The 17,778-nt window shown below is 71.8% G+C and carries 16 protein-coding genes; 4 read left to right on the top strand and 12 right to left on the bottom strand.

The genetic code is table 11. From position 1 onward, the window contains the following. Positions 1–15 precede the first annotated feature (15 nt). A complete protein-coding gene (locus tag K318_RS19355) occupies positions 16–1,296 on the top strand; it encodes a MalY/PatB family protein (protein ID WP_211233290.1) in 1,281 nt (426 codons plus the stop codon). On the opposite strand, the gene K318_RS0104405 is transcribed toward K318_RS19355, so the two are convergent. The 5 genes from K318_RS0104405 to K318_RS0104385 form a co-directional block, all read right to left on the bottom strand. Continuing rightward, on the bottom strand, positions 1,229–1,678 hold the full coding sequence (locus K318_RS0104405; RefSeq protein ID WP_029088591.1) for an SAM-dependent methyltransferase: 450 nt from the start codon (positions 1,676–1,678) through the stop codon (positions 1,229–1,231). The two genes, K318_RS19355 and K318_RS0104405, sit on opposite strands and share 68 nt — an antisense overlap. After that, complete coding sequence (locus K318_RS19350) at positions 1,675–3,747, bottom strand: heavy metal translocating P-type ATPase (protein WP_051297551.1); 2,073 nt, start codon at positions 3,745–3,747, stop codon at positions 1,675–1,677. The genes K318_RS0104405 and K318_RS19350 overlap by 4 nt, the downstream gene beginning before the upstream one ends. A 113-nt stretch (positions 3,748–3,860) precedes the next feature. Continuing rightward, positions 3,861–4,904: a homocysteine S-methyltransferase family protein gene (locus K318_RS0104395; protein ID WP_029088590.1), complete on the bottom strand. Its 1,044-nt coding sequence runs from the start codon at positions 4,902–4,904 to the stop codon at positions 3,861–3,863. A gap of 232 nt (positions 4,905–5,136) precedes the next feature. Further along, positions 5,137–6,594 (bottom strand): catalase, encoded by a 1,458-nt coding sequence (locus K318_RS0104390; RefSeq protein ID WP_029088589.1) that lies wholly within the window; start codon positions 6,592–6,594, stop codon positions 5,137–5,139. A 98-nt stretch (positions 6,595–6,692) separates the two neighbouring features. After that, positions 6,693–7,142, bottom strand: a complete 450-nt coding sequence (locus tag K318_RS0104385) for a VOC family protein (RefSeq protein ID WP_029088588.1) — start codon at positions 7,140–7,142, stop codon at positions 6,693–6,695. A 104-nt stretch (positions 7,143–7,246) separates the two neighbouring features. Here K318_RS0104385 and K318_RS19345 point away from each other — a divergent pair, with 104 nt between their 5' ends. From K318_RS19345 to K318_RS0104370, 3 genes are read left to right on the top strand one after another with little or no spacing between them, the layout of a single operon-like run. Next, a complete protein-coding gene (locus K318_RS19345; RefSeq protein ID WP_051297550.1) occupies positions 7,247–8,248 on the top strand; it encodes an ABC transporter ATP-binding protein in 1,002 nt (333 codons plus the stop codon). Further along, positions 8,245–9,117, top strand: coding sequence for an ABC transporter permease (locus K318_RS0104375; RefSeq protein WP_156913789.1), 873 nt, complete (start codon positions 8,245–8,247; stop codon positions 9,115–9,117). Before K318_RS19345 ends, K318_RS0104375 begins: the two co-directional genes overlap by 4 nt. Positions 9,118–9,119: 2 nt before the next feature. Further along, a complete protein-coding gene (locus K318_RS0104370; RefSeq protein ID WP_029088586.1) occupies positions 9,120–9,341 on the top strand; it encodes a helix-turn-helix transcriptional regulator in 222 nt (73 codons plus the stop codon). A 24-nt stretch (positions 9,342–9,365) separates the two neighbouring features. Here K318_RS0104370 and fni read toward each other — a convergent pair whose 3' ends face one another. From fni to K318_RS0104335, 7 genes are all read right to left on the bottom strand, one after another. Continuing rightward, positions 9,366–10,490 (bottom strand): type 2 isopentenyl-diphosphate Delta-isomerase, encoded by a 1,125-nt coding sequence (gene fni / locus K318_RS0104365; protein ID WP_029088585.1) that lies wholly within the window; start codon positions 10,488–10,490, stop codon positions 9,366–9,368. Next, positions 10,480–11,616 (bottom strand): phosphomevalonate kinase, encoded by a 1,137-nt coding sequence (locus K318_RS0104360; RefSeq protein ID WP_051297549.1) that lies wholly within the window; start codon positions 11,614–11,616, stop codon positions 10,480–10,482. The genes fni and K318_RS0104360 overlap by 11 nt, the downstream gene beginning before the upstream one ends. Further along, positions 11,613–12,614: a diphosphomevalonate decarboxylase gene (gene mvaD, locus K318_RS19340; protein WP_051297548.1), complete on the bottom strand. Its 1,002-nt coding sequence runs from the start codon at positions 12,612–12,614 to the stop codon at positions 11,613–11,615. The genes K318_RS0104360 and mvaD overlap by 4 nt, the downstream gene beginning before the upstream one ends. Then, entirely contained in the window at positions 12,611–13,561 is a 951-nt protein-coding gene (gene mvk / locus K318_RS0104350) for a mevalonate kinase (protein ID WP_029088583.1), read from the bottom strand. Before mvk ends, mvaD begins: the two co-directional genes overlap by 4 nt. A gap of 182 nt (positions 13,562–13,743) precedes the next feature. Then, positions 13,744–14,910, bottom strand: coding sequence for a cysteine desulfurase family protein (locus K318_RS19335; protein WP_051297547.1), 1,167 nt, complete (start codon positions 14,908–14,910; stop codon positions 13,744–13,746). Next, a complete protein-coding gene (nhaA, locus tag K318_RS19330) occupies positions 14,907–16,178 on the bottom strand; it encodes a Na+/H+ antiporter NhaA (RefSeq protein ID WP_084499696.1) in 1,272 nt (423 codons plus the stop codon). The genes K318_RS19335 and nhaA overlap by 4 nt, the downstream gene beginning before the upstream one ends. Positions 16,179–16,235: 57 nt before the next feature. Further along, positions 16,236–17,756: a fatty acyl-CoA synthetase gene (locus tag K318_RS0104335; protein ID WP_029088582.1), complete on the bottom strand. Its 1,521-nt coding sequence runs from the start codon at positions 17,754–17,756 to the stop codon at positions 16,236–16,238. Between the last annotated feature and the right edge of the window lie 22 nt (positions 17,757–17,778).

The following is a 17,778-nucleotide window of genomic DNA, read 5'->3' as shown; positions in this document are numbered from 1 at the left end:
AGGACGGGAGACACCGTGCACAGATCCTCCTCCGCTGCGACCGCCGGCCTCACGAGCGCTTTCGATCCCGTCATCGAGCGCAGGGGCACCAATTCGATGAAGTGGGACGGCGGACCCGAGCAGCTGAGCCCGGAGCAGACCGCCGCGGACCCCCTGCCCATGTGGGTCGCGGACATGGACTTCCGCGCTCCGCAGCCGGTCGTCGACGCCCTGCAGGAGGCCGTGGAGTTCGGCGTGTTCGGCTATCCGGCGGGCCTGTCCGCGGGCTTCCTCGACGCGGTGGTCTCCTGGCAGGCGCGCCGCTTCGGCTGGGAGGTCGAACGCGACTGGGTGCTGCCCTCGGCCGGGATCATCACGGGGCTCAAGACCGTCGTGCAGACGGTCAGCCGGCCCGGCGACAGCGTCCTCATCCAGCCCCCGGTCTACGGGCACTTCCACGAGGACATGCTGATGAACGGCCGCCGCCTCGCCTATGCGCCCCTGGTGCGCGAGGGCGACCGCTACCGCTTCGACCCTTCTGTCTTCGAGGCCGCGATCCGGCCGGACACCACGGTGTTCATCCTCAGCAATCCGCACAACCCCACCGGGAACGTGTGGACCGAGGACGAGCTGCGGACGATGGGCGAGATCTGCGCCAGGCACGGGGTGCTCGTCGTCTCCGACGAGGTCCACCAGGACCTCGTGCTCAATCCTGAGTGCAGACACGTTCCCTTCGCCTCACTCGGTGCGGAGTTCGCGCAGAACAGCGTCACCTGTGTCGCTCCCAGCAAGACCTTCAACCTCGCCGGGCTGCAGACCGCTGTGATGCTCGTCCCGGACGCGCGTCTGCGCGCAGCCGTGGCGCGCACGTATGAGCGGAACACATTCCCCCTCCTGAATGGCCTGGGCATGGTCGCGGCCGAGGCCGCATACACGCATGGGGAACCGTGGCTGACGGACCTGCTCGATCATCTCCGGGGCAATCACGCCCGCTTCGCGGAGGGGGTGGCAGGCCTGGGAGCAGGCCTGCACGTCCTGCCCGCCGATGCGCTGTACCTCGCATGGATGGACTGCACCGGTCTCGGCTTCGGCACCGATGAGGCCGGCGCCGAGGCCCTCGACGACTTCATGCTCACGCAGGCGCGGCTGTGGTTCGACCGCGGCCCCAAGTTCGGCGCGGAGGGTTACGGGTGCATGCGCGTGAACCTGGGCTGCCCGCGGGCGACCGTGGATGAGGCCCTCGCACGCCTCACGGGCGCTCTGAGCCGCGAGGCCGGGGGAGGCTCAGCACGCGCAGGGGAGTCCCGCCGTCGATGAATAGCCGGCCCTCCGGCGTGAGCGCGTCCGCGATCCGCCGCAGGGCGCGCCGACCGGCCTCCGGGTGGCGGCCGTCGAATGCGCCGACCCGGACGGCGAACGCCAGATCGAAGGGCTCTTCACCCGCCGCGAGTGCGAAGTCCTCGACCGCGCTCTGCCGGACGCTCATGCGGCCGGCCGCGATCTCGGCAGCCGCATTCCGCTCCGCGAGGGCGATGCTCCTGGCGGAGCGGTCGATCATGAGGACGTGCCCGTCCCCGATCCGGGCGGCGACGGCGCGTGCCGCAGCTCCGGGGCCGCCGCCGATCTCCAGCACCCGCATCCCGCTGCGCAGCGGGAGCGCCTCGACGATCGCGCTGAGGCGCGGTGACAGTGCGCTCATGGTCTGCTTCCGTGCCGAGGGAGCGCGAGCGCCTCCGGTGCGAGGTCCAGGCGGCGCAGCAGCTGCGCATTCAGAGCGACCACCACGGTCGAGGCGGACATGAGGATCGCGCCGACGCTCATGGGCAGGACGAAGCCGATGGGGGCGAGCACCCCGGCGGCCAGCGGCACCGAGACGAGGTTGTAGCCGGCCGCCCACCACAGGTTCTGCTTCATCTTGCGGAACGTCGCGCGGGAGAGCGCGAACACCGAGAGCACGGCGCGGGGGTCCGAAGACGCGAGGATGACGCCGGCGGAGCCGATCGCGACGTCTGTGCCCGCACCGATCGCGATGCCCACGTCCGCCTGCGCCAGCGCGGGTGCGTCGTTGACGCCGTCGCCCACCATCGCGACCCTGCGCCCCTCCTGCTGGAGGGCTGCGACGGTCTCCGCCTTGTCCTCGGGGCGCACTCCGGCGAACACCCGGTCGATCCCGAGCTGACCTGCGACGGTCCGGGCCACGGCTTCGGCATCGCCGGTGATCATCACCACCTGGCTCCCCTCTGCGTGGAGAGCGTCCACGGCGGCCCGGGACTCGGGGCGGACCTCATCTGCCAGGCGCAGCGCACCGATCACCTCGCCGTCTGCGAGGACATGGAGGATGATCGCGCCCTCCTCCCGCCACTGCTCGGCGACAGGGAGCTCCGCGCCGCCGTGCCGGTCCAGCAGGTGCGGGCCGCCCACCGCGATGAGGGCGCCGTCGACCCGCGCGCTCACACCCTCGGCCGGCGAGGAGGCGAAGTCCCTGGCCGGTGCGAGCATGAGGCCGCGGTCCCGGGCCGCTCCCACGATCGCTCGTGCGAGCGGATGCTCGCTGTCGGCCTCGGCGGCAGCGGCCAGGGCCAGCACCTCGTCCGCGGAGCGGCCTCCGGCCGCTTCCACTCCGGTGACGGTCGGCTCGCCCTTCGTGAGTGTGCCGGTCTTGTCGAAGAGGACCGCATCGACGGTGCGCATGGATTCGAGGGCGAGCCGGTCCTTGACGAGCACCCCGGCCCGGGCGGCCCGCTCGGCGGCGATCGAGACCACGAGCGGGATGGCCAGGCCCAGGGCGTGCGGGCAGGCGATGACGAGGACGGTGATGGTGCGGACGACCGCGCTGTCCGGCATGCCGAGCACGCTCCACACGAGCGCGGTGAGCGTCGCTGCGCCCAGGGCGAACCAGAACAGCCAGCCGGCGGCGGCGTCCGCGATGCGCTGCGCGCGGGAGGAGGACTCCTGGGCCTCGGCGACGAGCTTCCGGATCCCGGCGAGCGCGGTCTCCTCCCCGGTCGCGGTGATCTCGACGCGCAGCCCCGAATCCGTGGCGACCGTTCCCGCGACCACGTCGTCTCCGGCCGCGCGACGCACGGGGCGCGATTCGCCCGTCACCATCGACTCGTCCATGCTCGCGGAGCCCTCGACGATGCGACCGTCCGCGGGCACCGAGGCGCCGGGCCGCACGATCACCACGTCCCCGACGCGGAGATCCTCCGGGGAGACGGTGACGGTGTGCTCGCCCTCGACGCGCTCGGCCTCGTCCGGCAGAAGCGCGGCGAGGGAGTCCAGCGCGGATCCGGTCCGGGCGAGCGAGCGCATCTCCAGCCAGTGCCCCAGGAGCATGATCACGACGAGCAGGGCGAGCTCCCACCAGAAGTCGAGCTCATGGGAGAGGAGGTGCAGGCTGGCGCCCCACGAGGAGAGGAGGGCGACGGTGATCGCAAGGGCGATGAGGAGCATCATCCCCGGCTTCCGCTCGCGGATCTCCGCCAGCCCGCCGCTGAGGAAGGGTCTGCCGCCCCACACGTAGATCACGGTCCCGAGGACGGGTGAGACCCAGGGCACCCACGCGAGGTCCGGCAGTCCGTAGCCGATGAGCCCGGCGAACATGGAGTTGAAGGCCACCACAGGCACGGCGAGGGCGAGCATGATCCAGAACAGCTGCCGGAACTGCGCGGCATGATCGCCGTGGCCGGCGTGGCTCATATGGCCCTCGTGTCCCGTGTGCTCGGTGTGTGCGTCCGTGCTGTGCGGATGCGGGTGACCGGAGGTCATCGTCCTGCCTCCCCGGGTGGTGGCTGCCGATCACCAGCGTATGTGCATTCGTGGCTGTGCGGCGCCGGTGGGTGCAGTATCTGCATACACGCGTGCGCGCATGCGGCTGTGCCTCAGGCGCGGGCGCCGAGGCCCACGATGTGCTCTGGCAGACGCTCGTTGCTGCCGTACATGAAGTGGTTCTCCATCTTCTCCGAGAAGCGGCTGGCCTCGGTCTCGAGACCCACCGCCTCGGCGACCTGACGGATGTGCATGGGCGCCGCCCCGCAGCACACCCCCAGGTAGTTCACGCCCAGGCCGTGGGCCTCGCGGGCGAACGCCCCGATCTCATAGCGGTTGGTCTGCAGCGGATCCAGCGCGGTGGGGAAGGTGCGGCCATGGGGTGAGGGGACCTCAGCGGCCGCATCGCTGAGGTTGAAGAACGTGGGCTCGTCCTGCGTGGTGCGGTAGGGGATGGGCAGCGCGCCCACATGACAGGAGACCGCCTCGCGGATCGCCCTCAGGTGCGGGAGCATCGTCGCCGGCCCGCGGAAGCAGTTGAGCCCCACGACATCGGCACCGGCCTGCTCGAGGCGCTGGGCGGTCTCGACGACGCTCGGCCCGTCGGCCATCTCCTCGAAGGCCATCGGTGCGAGCGTGATGACGGCGGGCAGTCCGGTGGCCCGTGCGACGTCGAGGGCCGTGAGCGCCTCCTCCGCGTAGTAGAAGGTCTCGCCGATGATGAGGTCGGCGCCCTCCTCCGCGGCCCAGCCCACCATCTCCTCGAACATGGACCGGACCTCGGCCTGCGCGGCGGGGCTGGCGGGATCCCAGATGTTGGAGTTCGAGATGTTGCCGGCCATGAGGTTGCCGGGCTTCGCATCCGCCACTTCGCGGGCGATCTGCAGCGCGGCGCGGTTGAGCGGCTCCAGCAGCTCCTCCTTGCCGATCACGCGCATCTTCTCGCGATGGCCGTTGTACGTGAACGCCTCGACGATGTCCGAGCCCGCGCGCTGGAAGTCCAGGTGCAGGTTCCGCAGCGCCTCGGGGAACTCGAGGGCGACCTCCGGCACGAACTCGCCGGCGGTGAGGTAGCCCCGGCGCTCGAGCTCGAAGAGGAAGCCCTCCGCGACGATCACAGGCCCGGCGTCGAGGCGGGCGGTCAGCTCGTTGGTCATGGGGAACTCCGATCGGTCGGCGCGCCGCGGGGCGCAGGTGGGCGATTCGAGTGCGGGACGGGCTGCGCGGCTCGCAGGCGCGCACCGGCCGCCCGGCACTGTCGAGGATGCCGCAGGCGCCCCTCCGCCCGTGCGAGCGCTGTCACATTCCGTAGCCGGGCGGGACGCGCCGCCCGGAGGCGACGAGGGCCCGGAGGTCCGCGACCTCCGGGCCCTCGGTGCGGGGCTCAGCTCAGGTGAGCTCACCCACCCGCTTCTCGATCCTCGCGCCGACCTCGGCGTCGATGTTCTTCCAGTACCGGATCGAGTTGGACAGCACCGGCTCCTCGCACTGGGCGAGCATGCCGGAGACGGTCTCGACCAGCCGGTCCCGCTCCTCCTCGGAGTAGACCTCGCGGACCAGGGTGTGGGCCTGGCCGAAGTCGTCGTCCTCGGCGTGGAGGGAATAGGCCGAGCGCACGAGCGCGCCATCGGCCTCCCAGCCGTTGTCCACCGCTCCCTGCGCGTCCTGATAGGCGCGGCCGTAGGAGTTCGGCGCGTAGACGGGTGCCGCACCGGAGTGGTGGTACTGCATCTGCCCCTCCTTGTCATAGGAGTTCTCCGCGGACCTGGGCGCGTTGACCGGCAGCTGGCTGAAGTTCGTCCCGACCCGGTTGCGCTGTGCGTCCGGGTAGGAGAACACGCGCCCGAGGAGCATCTTGTCCGGCGACACCCCCGTCCCGGGGACGGTGTTCGAAGGGCTGAAGGCGGCCTGCTCGATCTGGGCGAAGTGATTGGCGGGGTTCTGGTTGAGGGTGAACCGGCCGACCCGGTGGAGGGGGTAGTCCTTCTTCGACCAGACCTTGGTGAGATCGAAGGGGTTGAACCGGTAGGCCTTGGCCTCCTCGTAGGGCATGATCTGCACCGAGAGCGTCCAGCTGGGGAGATCTCCGCGCTCGATGGCCTCGAAGAGGTCCCGGCGGTGGATGTCCGCATCCTCGCCGGCGAGCCTGGCGGCCTCCTCGTTGGTCATGTTCTCCACGCCCTGATCGGTGTGGAAGTGGTACTGGACCCAGAACCGCTCGCCTGCGGCGTTGATCCACATGTAGGTGTGGGAGGAGTAGCCGTTCATGTGCCGCCAGGTCCGCGGCAGTCCGCGGTCGCCCATGAGGTAGGCGACCTGGTGGGCGGATTCCGGGGAGAGGGACCAGAAGTCCCACTGCATGTTCGGCGAGCGCAGGCCCGAATCGGGCAGGCGCTTCTGGGAATGGATGAAATCGGGGAACTTCATGGGGTCGCGGACGAAGAACACGGGGGTGTTGTTGCCCACCATGTCGAAGTTGCCCTCGGCGGTGTAGAACTTCAGCGCGAAGCCGCGGACGTCCCGCCAGGAGTCGGGGGAGCCGAGCTCGCCGGCGACGGTGGAGAAGCGGGCGAGCATGGGTGTGCGCCTGCCGGGCTGGAGGAAATCGGCCTTCGTGTAGGCGGAGACGTCCTCGAGGACCTCGAACTCGCCGAAGGCGCCGGAGCCCTTGGCGTGCGGACTGCGCTCGGGGACGCGCTCGCGGTCGAAGCGGGCGAGCTTCTCCACGAGCGCGACGTCGTGGAGGAGGAGCGGGCCGTCGGCGCCGACGCTGAGGGAGTGGGCGTCGGATTCGCGAGGTGCGCCCGATTCCGTGGTGGAGGGCTGCTGGGGGTCGAACGTGGTCATGGTCGTCCTTCCGCTCGGGGACTCCCATGCTCTCGCCACTTTTGAGTCATGTCAATCTGCAAACGCGCCGCAGAAGCGGCCGGTTCCAGGCGAGGGCTTCAGGTGCGCTCGGCGTCCGCCCTCAGCTCCTCGGCGAGCATGACGAGGATGCCGCTGGGGCCGCGGAGGTACGTGAGCCGATAGATCCCCTCGTAGTTCGCCACACCCCGCAGCGGATGGCAGCCGTGCCGCGCGGCGATCGCCAGCGCGCCGTCAAGGTCGTCGACGGAGAATGCGACCCGGTGCATGCCGATCTCATGGGGGCGGGTGGGCGCCGTCCCGATGGCCTCGGGGTGGATGTACTCGAAGAGCTCCAGGCGGCCGTGCCCGTCCGGAGTCTGCAGCAGCGCGATCCGGGCGTGATTGCCGTCGAGGCCCACCGCGGTGTCCGCCCAGTCGCCGCTGACGGTGTCGCGGCCGAGGACCGTGAGGCCGAGGTCCGTGAAGAAGGCGATCGCCGCTTCGATGTCGTCGACGGCGATGCCGACGTTCTCGAGTCTGATGGACATGGCTCCGATCCTACTCCGCAGATCTGCGTTAGGTCTTCCGCAGGACCAGGATAGAATGTAGTATCACTGCTACATATCGTATTCGACCCCGGATGGATTGAGCGATGAACGAGAATCAGGGGAGTGGCACGGTGATCCGCGCCTCCGATCTGCGCATGCACTACGGCCAGAAGCGCGTCCTCGACGGGCTCGACCTCACGATCGGAGCGGAGGAGGTCGTCGCGGTGCTCGGCCCCAACGGCGCGGGCAAGAGCACGCTCATCGAGATCCTGGAGGGCTTCCGCGCCCGCTCGGGGGGCGAGGTGGCGGTGCTCGGCGAGGATCCGGCACACGGCGGCGAGGCCTGGCGTGCCCGCCTCGGGGTGGTCCTGCAGAACTCCGGGGACCACGGCAAGTGGAGACCGCGGGAGCTGCTGGCCCACATCGCCCGGTTCTACCGGCCCTACGTCGAGCCCCGTGATCCGGACGAGCTGCTCGAACTGGTGGGGCTGAGCGCACAGGCCGGGCAGCGCATCCAGACGCTGTCCGGCGGGCAGCGGCGCAGGCTCGACGTGGCACTGGGGATCGTGGGCCGACCGCAGGTGCTCTTCCTCGACGAGCCGACCACGGGCTTCGACCCGCGCGCCCGCCGGGAGTTCCACGAGCTCATCCATCTCCTCACCGACCTCGAGGGCACCACGATCGTCCTCACGACGCACGATCTCGCGGAGGCGGAGAAGCTCGCGGACAGGATCGTGGTGCTCGCCGGCGGCGGCATCATCGCGGACGGCTCGCCCCACGCGCTCACCCTCGCCGCCTCGGCCACTGCCGAGGTCCGCTGGAAGCAGGACGGTCAGGCGCACGTGCACGCGACGGAGGACGCCACAGGCTTCGTTCGGCGGCTGCTCGCCTCGGCGCAGGACGCGGGCGGCGACGGAGGCGCGGGAGAGATCACGGACCTCGAGATCCAGCGCGCCACACTCGAGGACGCCTACCTCTCCATCGTGGAGCGGTTCGAGGCGGGGGAGCCCGTGGCCGCCGCAGAGCTCCGTGAGGAGCTGCGGGGTCAGACCGCGGCGGAGACGGACATGAGGCAGACCGACGAGGGACAGGAGGCAGTGCGATGAGCGCGGAACCGAGGGTGAACCCGATCCTGAACGCATACGGGGCGGGCCTGCGGCGCGGTCTCGTCTCGACGCGGATCCAGCTGACGACGCCGGGGGACGTGCTCGGCACGGTCGTGCCGATCGCGCTCTTCGTCGTCGTCCTCGTGTTCCTGCGGCGTCTCGACTTCGACGGCGCCGTCGTGGACGTGGGAGTGATGAGCTTCCCCGGGCTCATCGCGATGAGCGTGCTCTTCAGCGCCGTCCTGGGCATCGCCGGCGTCCTCGCGATGGACAGGACCAACGGCGCGCTCCTGCGGGCGAAGTCCGTGCCCGGCGGGACGACCGGCTACCTCGTGGGCGAGATCGTCGCGAATGCGCTCGTGACGATCGCCTCGGTCATCGTGCTGCTGGCCGCAGGTCTCCTGCTCTTCGACGGGCTGGTCTTCGGCACGCCCGGCCGCTGGCTGGTGTTCGCCCTCGTGCTGCTCATCGGCCTCGTGGCGACGCTCGCCATCGGAGCCGTCGTGGGAGCCGTGATCAACAGCCCCAAGAACATGGGGCTCGTGATGCTGCCGGTCATGGGACTCATCTCCGTCTCCGGCATCTTCTACCCGCTCGTGGCCCTGCCGGTCTGGCTCCAGTGGATCGCACAGGTGTTCCCGCTCTACTGGTTCGGGCTCGGCATGCGCGCCTCGCTGCTGCCCGACGCCATGGCCGCGGTCGAGGTGGGAGGCAGCTGGCGCCTCGGCTGGGTCTTCGCGATGCTGCTCGTCTGGGCGGTCGCGGGGATGGCGGCCGCTCCTCGGCTGCTGAGCCGGATGGCCCGGCGCGAATCGGGCTCCGCCGTGGCCGCACGCAGGCAGAGCATCCAGCAGGCCTGGGGGGTGTGAGGGTGGCCGAGACGGTGCACAACCGGATCGCGATGCTGCGGGCGGAGCGGAAGGTCTCGCGGCGCGAGCTCGCGGATGCGCTGGGTGTGCACTATCAGACCATCGGCTACCTGGAGCGGGGCGAGTACAGCCCCAGCCTCCACCTCGCGCTCCGCATCGCCGCGCATTTCGAGGTGCCGGTCGAGGTGATCTTCTCCACCGAGCCCTTTCCGCGGATCGGCTGAGGCCGCGGATCGGCTGAGGCGAGCTCAGCCCTCGCTCCTCCTGCCGTAGGACCCGGCATCGATGCCGCGGAGTTCGCAGTGCTCGCGCAGCGCACCGCGGATGAGCACGTCCGCGGAGGCGAGCTCCGCGGCGGTCCGGGCGCCCAGCAGAGCCGCGAGATCGCGCGTGTGGTCCTGCCATGTGCGGATGACCTCGACGAGGACGTCGGCGCCTCCCTCGGCGACGGGCGAGAGGAATGCGCCTGCGACCCCCACGGCCCGGGCGCCCAGCGCGAGCGCCCTGAGCACGTCGAGCGGATTGCGGACCCCGCCCGAGGCGAACAGCACCGGCAGCGTGCCGCCGCCGGTGCGGGCGGCCCGGGCGGCGTCGAGCAGGCAGGCCGGAGCCGACTGCCCGAAACCCGTGAGATAGCCGTAGTCGCCGCCGGCGCGGCGGTCGTTCTCGATGCGGAGGAAGTCCGTGCCCCCGCGACCGGAGACGTCCGCCCAGCCGACCCCGATGTCCGCGAGCGTGCGCAGCGTGCGGGGGCTGAGGCCGAAGCCCACCTCCTTGACGAGCACGGGCACCGGCGAGGCCGCCACGATCGCCTCGATGCTGCGCAGCCAGTCCGCGAAGTCCGGTGAGCCCTCCGGCATCACGGTCTCCTGCACCGCATTCACATGCACCTGCAGTGCGTCGGCGGACAGCATCTCCACGACCCGCACCGCGTCCTCGGCACTGCGGCCCACGCCCAGATTGGCCATCACGAGCCCCGTGGGGTTCTCCTCGCGGATGACGGTGAAGGCGCGCGCGGCCGCGGCGTCGTCGAGCGCGATCGACATCGACCCGCACGCCATGGCCAGACCGGTCTCCCGTGCTGCGATCGCGAGCGCGCGGTTGAGGCGGCCGGTGCTCTCCGTGCCGCCGGTCATGCCGTTGATGTAGAACGGCGAGCCCGCGCGGCGTCCGAACATGTCCACGGCGAGATCGACCGATTCCTGCGGGACGGCGTGCAGCGCGTGATGGAGGAAGTCCACGTCGTCGAACTCGTTGCCGCCGCGCGGCGCGGCCCACTGCGCGCGGGCGAGGCGCACATGGTCCTCCTTGCGCCCGCTGCGGCCTGCGGCATCCGCGGTCGGCTCAGCATCTGCGGTCGGCTCAGTGCTCACGGGAGGCCTCCTCGGAGACGGCGGTGCGTGGGGCGGTGCTGTGCAGGGCGGGTGAGGCGCTCAGCCGCAGCGGCAGGATGCCGTGGTCCTCCCATGCCCGCAGCAGGCCGCAGGCCTCGTCAGCCGCGCGCATGAGCACGATCCCGCAGTCCCCGCCGCCGGCTCCGGAGGGCTTGCCGGCCGCGCCGTGGGCCTCGGCCAGATCGCACAGGAGCCGCAGCTGCTCGGTCTCGATGAGGGTTCCGCGCAGCGTCCCGAGCTCCTGCAAGAGCCGCCGGCAGCGCCTCAGGCCGTCGATGACGGTGTCGGGGTCACCGCCCCAGGCCGCGCGCACATCCGCGACGGTCGCTGCCGAGTGCGCGAGGAAGTCCGCATAGCGGGTGTCCGTCTCGTCCGTGCCGGAGCTGATGCGGTCCACGAGCTGTTCGGTGGAGGCCGGGGTCCCGGTCCAGCCCACGTGCAGCCGCAGGGCCGCCGGTGCGGGCAGCCGCTCGATGCGGCAGTCCGCCCACTCCGGGGCGGTGAGCAGCTCCTCGACCGTGCGCCCGGCCATGCGCGCCCGCAGCGCGGAGCGGTCCGGCGCCGTGTAGCAGATCCAGCCGCCGAAGGTGCTGGCGGCGAGGTCCCCGCCCGAGGCCCGCGGAGAGACCGCGAGGGTCGCCAGCAGGGCCAGCCGGAACCGCTCGTGCGGACTCAGGTCCATCCCGCAGAACAGGCCGACGGCCTCGACGACGGCGACCGTCACGGCACCGGAGGAGCCGAGGCCGAACTTGCGGCCGGAGTCGTCGTCGAGCTCGCTCTCGATGAGGAGGTCGAAGTACCGGGACGCGATCCCGCGCTCGGACCGCAGCCGCTCCATGAGGCCGATCGCGCTCATGACGTAGTCGAGCGGGCCGTGGTCGGTGACGATCCCCGCCTCGCCGGAGCGCACCCAGGTCACGGGCTCGGGACCCCAGCGGCGCGAGTGCACGCGCCCGGCGTCCGCGGCCTCGGTGAGGGTCACGGTGATGCCGCGGTCCACCGCGACGAGGAGGGCCGGATGCCCGGGCTGCACGACGGCGTACTCACCGGCGATGTAGAGCTTGCCGGGTGCGTGGGTCACGAGGGGGACGTCAGGGGCGGTCACGGCAGCGCGTCCCCGGCGCGAGTGCGCCCTGCGAAGGGGTCCTCCGGCAGCAGCGCCGCACCCGGACCGGGGCCGACGATCCGCACGGCACCGTGCCCGGACACGGCTGCGGCGACCGTCTCGGCCTCGGCCGGGGTGGTGAGGAGGCACACATTGGGGCCGGCATCCGCCGTGGCCCAGGCGGTGACGCCGGCCTCGCGCAGGGCGAGAGCGGCATCGAAGACCGCGATGCTGCGCGGAGCCAGGTAGCGCACGGGCGGGAGGGAGGAGGCGATGACGGCGTGCATGCGGAGGGCGTGCGATTCCGTGATCTCGCCGATCCGGGTCACGTCCCCTGCCCTGCAGGCCGCGGTCATCTCCGCCAGGCTCTCCTCCGTCGAGGACACCCAGGCGGGATAGAAGGGCGAGGTCTCGGCCGTGAGCCGCATCGCCTCGCGGCTGGACACCGCCTTGGGCCCGGCGTCCACCGTCACGATCACGAGCCGCAGGTCCGGGGCCTCGATCCGCTCGGCATAGGAGGAGGCGTCATCGTCGCCCGCGTGCCACACGGCATAGCCGGGGATCACCGAGCGGGTCGCCGAGCCCGAGCCCCGGCGGGCCAGCCGGCTGAGCGCACGCTCGTCGAGGTCGAGGCCGTACGCGGCGGAGGCGGCCAGTGCGAGGGCGGCGAATCCGGAGGCCGAGGAGGCGAGCCCGGCGGCGGTGGGCGCCTCGTTGTGCGAGACGACGCGGGCGCGGCGGTCGTCGCCGGCGAGCGTGCGCACGAGATCGAGGAAGCGCGAGGTGCGGGCGAAGGCCCCTCCGGTGTCCTCGGCGCCGTTCAGCACGAACGAGTCGGATTCGGCAGAGGCGTCGAGGTGCACCGAGGTGGTGGTCGCGAACGCGTCCAGCGTCATCGACATGCTGCCCGCGGCCGGCAGCATCGCCGCCTCATCGCGTTTGCCCCAGTACTTCACGAGGGCGATGTTGGGGTGCGCCCGTGCGGCTGCGTGTGTCATCCGGCCTCCACCGTCGTCTGCCAGGTGCGTGCGGCGCCCGCCGCGCGCAGGGTCTCCGCGAGGTCCGCAGCATGTGCGGCGCTGCGCGCCAGGGCGAGCACGCAGCCGCCGCGTCCGCCGCCCGTGAGCTTCGCGCCGGCGGCACCGCCCGCAGTCGCCGCGGACACGAGGCGTTCGAGCGAGTCGTCGCTCACGCCCAGCTCTGCGAGGCACGTGTGAGCCTCGCTCATCTGTGCGCCCAGGCCTGCGACGTCGCCGGCCGCGAGGCGGGCGAGCGAGGCCTCGGCGAGCAGGCCCAGGCTCTCGAGCAGGCCGCCGACGCGAGAGGGCGACTCCTCCATGCCCGCGCGGACCGAGCCCACGGCCTCGGCGGTGGACCCGGCGTGGCCGGAGTCCGCGAGCACGAACTCGAAGGAGCCCGAGACCTCGACGGGGGTGACGACGCCGTTCTGGAACCGGATGGGCGCCTCCGAGGCCACCGTCCGCCCGTCGAGCCCGCTGGAGCGTCCGTGCGCGATCCGCTCGGCGTCCATCGCGACGGCGTGGACGGCGTCCGCATCGAGGACCGTGCCCGTGAGCGCTGCGATGCCGCGGGCGACGGCGACGGCCACGGCCGCGCTGGAGCCCAGCCCCCGCTCATAGGGGATGGAGCTCGTGAGCTGGAGGGCGATCCTCTGCGGATCGATTCCCGTCCGGGCGCAGGCCGAGCTCACGGCGGCGACGAGGGGCAGGAGGCGGGCCGGTGCGTCCGCGGCGTCGCCGGAGTAGAGGTCGCAGTCGATGCGCAGCCCGTCAGCGCCCGCGGAGAGGTGCGCGGAGGCGTTGAGGGCGGTGAGCGGGATGGCGACGGCCGGTGAGCCGTACACGACGGAGTGCTCACCGAAGAGGATCGCCTTCGCGTGTGCGGTTCCCGTCGCTGCGGGGGCGCCCGCGGGCCCTGCGGTCATGGTCTGCTCTCTCCGCCCGGGGTCTGGGATCCGGGCCGTCAGACAGAATACTCAGGCGGGCACGGCGGGGGACAGCCGGACCGCACCGACTGTGCGCATCATCTCGTTCCCCGGACCCTGCCGCCGATCCGCCGAGTGAGCGGTTTCTGTCGGTTCGAGGGCCGGAATCCGACAGGAAATGCTCACCCGGCGGGACGGGAGGCCGCCGCAGCGCGGGCCAGCGAGTCCGCGGCCCCGCGGACCCCGGCCTCGGTGGTGGATCTGCCGAGCGAGAGGCGCAGTGCGCCGAGGGCGAGCGCGGGCTCGAACCCCATCGCGATGAGGGCCGCCGAGGGCGCGTGGACGCCGGCATGGCACGCGCTGCCGGTCGAGGCGGCGACCCCGGGGGCGGCCTCGAGCACGGAGGCGCCGAGCGTCCCGGGGACGGCCGCCATGAGGGTGTTGGGCAGCGCAGCAGCACGCGGAGAGATGCGGACGAGGTCCGGGATGCGGCTGCGGAGCTCCGTCCACAGCAGCTCCCTGAGTGCCTCCTGCCGCACGGACTCCGCCTCCATCACCGCACCGGCGAGTGCGGCGGCCGCGCCGAGGCCCACGATGCCCGCGACGTTCTCGGTGCCCGGCCGCAGGCCGCCCTCCTGCCCGGCACCGCGGAGCACGGGTGCCAGCCGGGTGCCGCGGCGGACGTAGAGCGCGCCCACACCCTTGGGGCCGTAGAGCTTGTGCGCAGCGACCGAGAGCAGGTCCACGCCGAGTGCGTCCACGTCCACCGGGATCTTGCCCACAGCTTGGGCGCCGTCGGCGTGGACGAGACCTCCCCGCGCGCGCACGGCCTCGGCGAAGGCCGCCATCGGCTGCACCGTCCCGACCTCGTTGTGCGCGAGGATGAGGGTACCGAGCGCGAGCGGTCCCGCGGAGACCTCGGCGGGGTCGATGCGCGCCTCGGCGTCCACTCCGAGTTCGTCGACCCGCCAGCCGTGTACCTCCCTGAGGTGGGCCAGCGGTGCGGCGGTCGCGGGGTGCTCGACCGCGGAGGTGACGGCGCGCCGGTGCTCGGCCCCGGCGGCAGCGCCCCGGACGGCGAGGTTGCTGGCCTCGGTGCCGCCGCCGGTGAACACGATCTCGTCGGGGTGCGCGCCGATCAGGGCCGCGAGCTGCTCACGGGCCTCGGCGACCGCCCGTGCCGCACGGCGACCCTGCGGCGTCGGGCTCGAGGGGTTGCCGAAGGCCTCCGTGAGGAACGGCCACATGCGGTCGGCGACCTCCGGGGCCACGGGAGTGGTGGCGTTGTGGTCGAGGAACGGCGGCGCTGCGCTCTCCGCTGCGCCGCCCGCCGCCGCTGCGCCGTTCACGCTGCCGCGGCCGCGGGCCCGGCGAGTCGGCTGCGGATCGCGAGCAGCGTCCCGCCGAGCACGGCGGAGACGAGCGAGCCGGTGAGGATGCCGATCTTCACCTCGCCGGCGAGGTGCTCCATGCCCGGATAGGCGAGCTCGCCCACGAGGAGTGCGACGGTGAAGCCGATGCCGGCGATGATCGACATGCCCAGCATGTCCATCCACTTGAGCGAGCTCTCCAGGCGGAAGAACGGCAGGCGGGTGAGCAGGAACGTCGTGCCGAGGATGCCGATGGGCTTGCCGAGCACGAGGCCGCACACGATGCCGAGGACGATGGGATCCGAGAACGCCTCTCCCAGGCCGCTGAGGCCGCCGACGGCGACGCCGGCGGAGAAGAAGGCGAAGATCGGCACCGCGACGAGGGTGGAGAACACGCCCCAGCGCTCCGCGAAGTGGTGGGCGAGGCCGGAGTAGTGCGGGGCTCCGCCCGGGCCGGCGCCGTGGGCCACGCGGGCGCGCGGGGTGGGCCGCACGGGCACGGCGAAGCCCAGCAGCACGCCGGCGACGGTGGCGTGGATGCCGGCCTCGTGCACGCACCACCAGGTGAGGACCCCGAGGGGGATGAGCAGCCACCACGCGCGCACGCCCCTCTGCACGGCCAGCGTGAAGAGCGCGAAGGGCACCGCCGCGGCCAGCATCCAGAGCGGGGAGAGATCGGAGGTGTAGAAGATCGCGATGATGGTGATCGCGATGAGGTCGTCGACCACCGCGAGCGTCAGCAGGAAGATCCGGAGCGCGACCGGCAGGTTCTTCGCGACCACGGCGAGGACCGCGACCGCGAACGCGATGTCCGTCGCGGTCGGGATCGCCCAGCCCTGCAGCGCCCCGCCGCCGGTGCGGAGGTTGAAGGCGACGAAGATGAGGGCCGGTGCGAGCACGCCCCCGGCCGCCGCGGCGACGGGGACGGCGGCCTGGCGCGGATCGCGCAGGCGCCCGGTGACGAACTCCTCCTTGAGCTCGAGGCCCACGACGAAGAAGAAGATCGCGAGCAGGCCGTCCGCGGCCCAGGTGCCGATCGTGAGATCGAGGTGGAGGGCCGCCGGGCCGAGGCGGAAGTCGCGGACCGACTCGTACCAGTCCACCGCCGGCGAGTTCGCGAGCACCAGGGCTGCGACGGCGGCGATGAGGAGCAGCGTGCCGCCGAAGGCGTCGTTGCCGGCGGCAGCTGAGATCTTGCGGAGGAATCCGGCAAAAGGGCTCGCCGGACGGTCGATGGAGCTGTGCATCAGGCCACAGTAGCAGGACGGAACGGACCGTCACGGCCGCCCCGCGGGCTCCGCGGCTCAGCCGCGGAGCTGCCGCTTGAGGATCTTGCCGGAGGTGTTCTTGGGCAGCTCGGGGACGAAGCTCACGGACTTGGGCACCTTGAATGCTGCCAGGCGGGAGCGCACGTGCGCAGTGACGTCCTCGGCGGTGAGCGCGTCCTCCGCACCCGGCCTGACCACCACGAAGGCGGAGATCGCCTCGATCCACTTCTCGTCCGGCACGCCCACCACGGCGACCTCTGCGACGGCCTCGAGCTCGAAGATCGCGTCCTCGACCTGACGGGAGGCGACGAGGACGCCGCCGGTGTTGATGACGTCCTTCACCCGGTCCACGACCTCGATGAAGCCGTTCTCGTCGCGGATCACGAGGTCGCCTGAGTGGAACCAGCCGCTGCGGAACGCCTCCGCCGTGGCCTCGGGCTTGTTCCAGTAGCCCTCGCACAGGTGCGGCGAGCGGTAGACGATCTCGCCCTGCTGGCCGGGCTCAGTGTCCCGGCCCTCGGAGTCGAGCACGCGAGCCTCGACGAAGAGCGCGGGCCGGCCTGCGGAACCGGGGTGTCCGTCGTGCTCCTCGGGCCGCAGCACCGTGCAGAGCGGACCCATCTCGGACTGGCCGAAGCAGTTGTAGAAGCTGAGCTCGGGCAGCCTGGCCCGCAGCCTCTCCAGGACGGGCCCGGGCATGATCGAGGCTCCGTAGTAGCCCCTGCGCAGCGCGGACAGGTCCGCCGAGGCGAGCCGGGGACTGTTCGCGAGGGCCACCCACACGGTCGGCGCGGCGAAGAAGGAGGTGATCGCCTCACGCTCGAACAGGTCGAAGAGCTGATCCGGCACGGGTCCGGGCACGATGATGTTGTGCGCGCCCTTCGCGAGCGCCGGGAGCAGGAACACGTGCATCTGGGCCGAATGGTAGAGCGGCAGGGCGTGCACCCAGCGGTCGCCGGCGGAGAGGTCGAGGGCGTCGAGGCAGCTGAGGTAGTGGTGGACGAGGGCGCGGTGGGTCATGATCGCGCCCTTGGGGGCCGAGGTCGTGCCCGAGGTGTAGAGCAGCTGCGCGACGTCCGCGTCCGTGACGGAGAACTCGTCCGTGCCCGCCGGCGCGATCCCGTCCGCCGTGACGACGGGGAGCAGGTCCTCGAACGTGCGGACCTCGAGCACCGAGCCGGTGGGCGTCTCGCGCACGTGCGGTGCGAGGTCGGCATCCGCGAACACTGCCCGGGCGCCGGAATCGGTGAAGAAGTAGTCGAGCTCCTCCCCGCGCATCTGGTAGTTCACCGGCACGTGGATGAGTCCGGAGCGCGCGCAGGCGAGGAAGGTGAGCGCGTACAGATCGGAGTTCGCGCCGAAGGCGGCGACCCGGTCGCCGGGCACCAGGCCGAGGCTCAGGAGGTGCCGGGCGAGACCCGTGACGGCGTCGTCGAAGCGGCGGTAGGTCCAGCTGCGGTCGCCGAAGACGACGGCGGTGGCCTCGGGCGTCCGCCCGGCGGTGCGGCGGACGAGGTCGGCGATCGTGCTGCTGCGCACGGCTGTGATCTGCGGCATAGGGCCAACCGTACTACGGTGG

This window comes from Brevibacterium album DSM 18261 (assembly GCF_000426445.1).
Classification (GTDB): Bacteria; Actinomycetota; Actinomycetes; order Actinomycetales; family Brevibacteriaceae; genus Brevibacterium; species Brevibacterium album.
The sequence above is the reverse complement of the archived record's forward strand: the minus strand, read 5'-3'. Positions and strand labels throughout refer to the sequence as shown.

What these genes read in the sequence shown, in the direction of transcription:
- K318_RS0104405 (WP_029088591.1), bottom strand. Translation starts at nt 1,678, where the DNA reads ATGAGCGCACTGTCACCGCGCCTCAGCGCGATCGTCGAGGCGCTCCCG.
- K318_RS19350 (WP_051297551.1), bottom strand. Translation starts at nt 3,747, where the DNA reads ATGACCTCCGGTCACCCGCATCCGCACAGCACGGACGCACACACCGAG.
- K318_RS0104395 (WP_029088590.1), bottom strand. Translation starts at nt 4,904, where the DNA reads ATGACCAACGAGCTGACCGCCCGCCTCGACGCCGGGCCTGTGATCGTC.
- K318_RS0104390 (WP_029088589.1), bottom strand. Translation starts at nt 6,594, where the DNA reads ATGACCACGTTCGACCCCCAGCAGCCCTCCACCACGGAATCGGGCGCA.
- K318_RS0104385 (WP_029088588.1), bottom strand. Translation starts at nt 7,142, where the DNA reads ATGTCCATCAGACTCGAGAACGTCGGCATCGCCGTCGACGACATCGAA.
- K318_RS19345 (WP_051297550.1), top strand. Translation starts at nt 7,247, where the DNA reads ATGAACGAGAATCAGGGGAGTGGCACGGTGATCCGCGCCTCCGATCTG.
- K318_RS0104375 (WP_156913789.1), top strand. Translation starts at nt 8,245, where the DNA reads ATGAGCGCGGAACCGAGGGTGAACCCGATCCTGAACGCATACGGGGCG.
- mvaD (WP_051297548.1), bottom strand. Translation starts at nt 12,614, where the DNA reads ATGACACACGCAGCCGCACGGGCGCACCCCAACATCGCCCTCGTGAAG.
- mvk (WP_029088583.1), bottom strand. Translation starts at nt 13,561, where the DNA reads ATGACCGCAGGGCCCGCGGGCGCCCCCGCAGCGACGGGAACCGCACAC.
- nhaA (WP_084499696.1), bottom strand. Translation starts at nt 16,178, where the DNA reads ATGCACAGCTCCATCGACCGTCCGGCGAGCCCTTTTGCCGGATTCCTC.
- K318_RS0104335 (WP_029088582.1), bottom strand. Translation starts at nt 17,756, where the DNA reads ATGCCGCAGATCACAGCCGTGCGCAGCAGCACGATCGCCGACCTCGTC.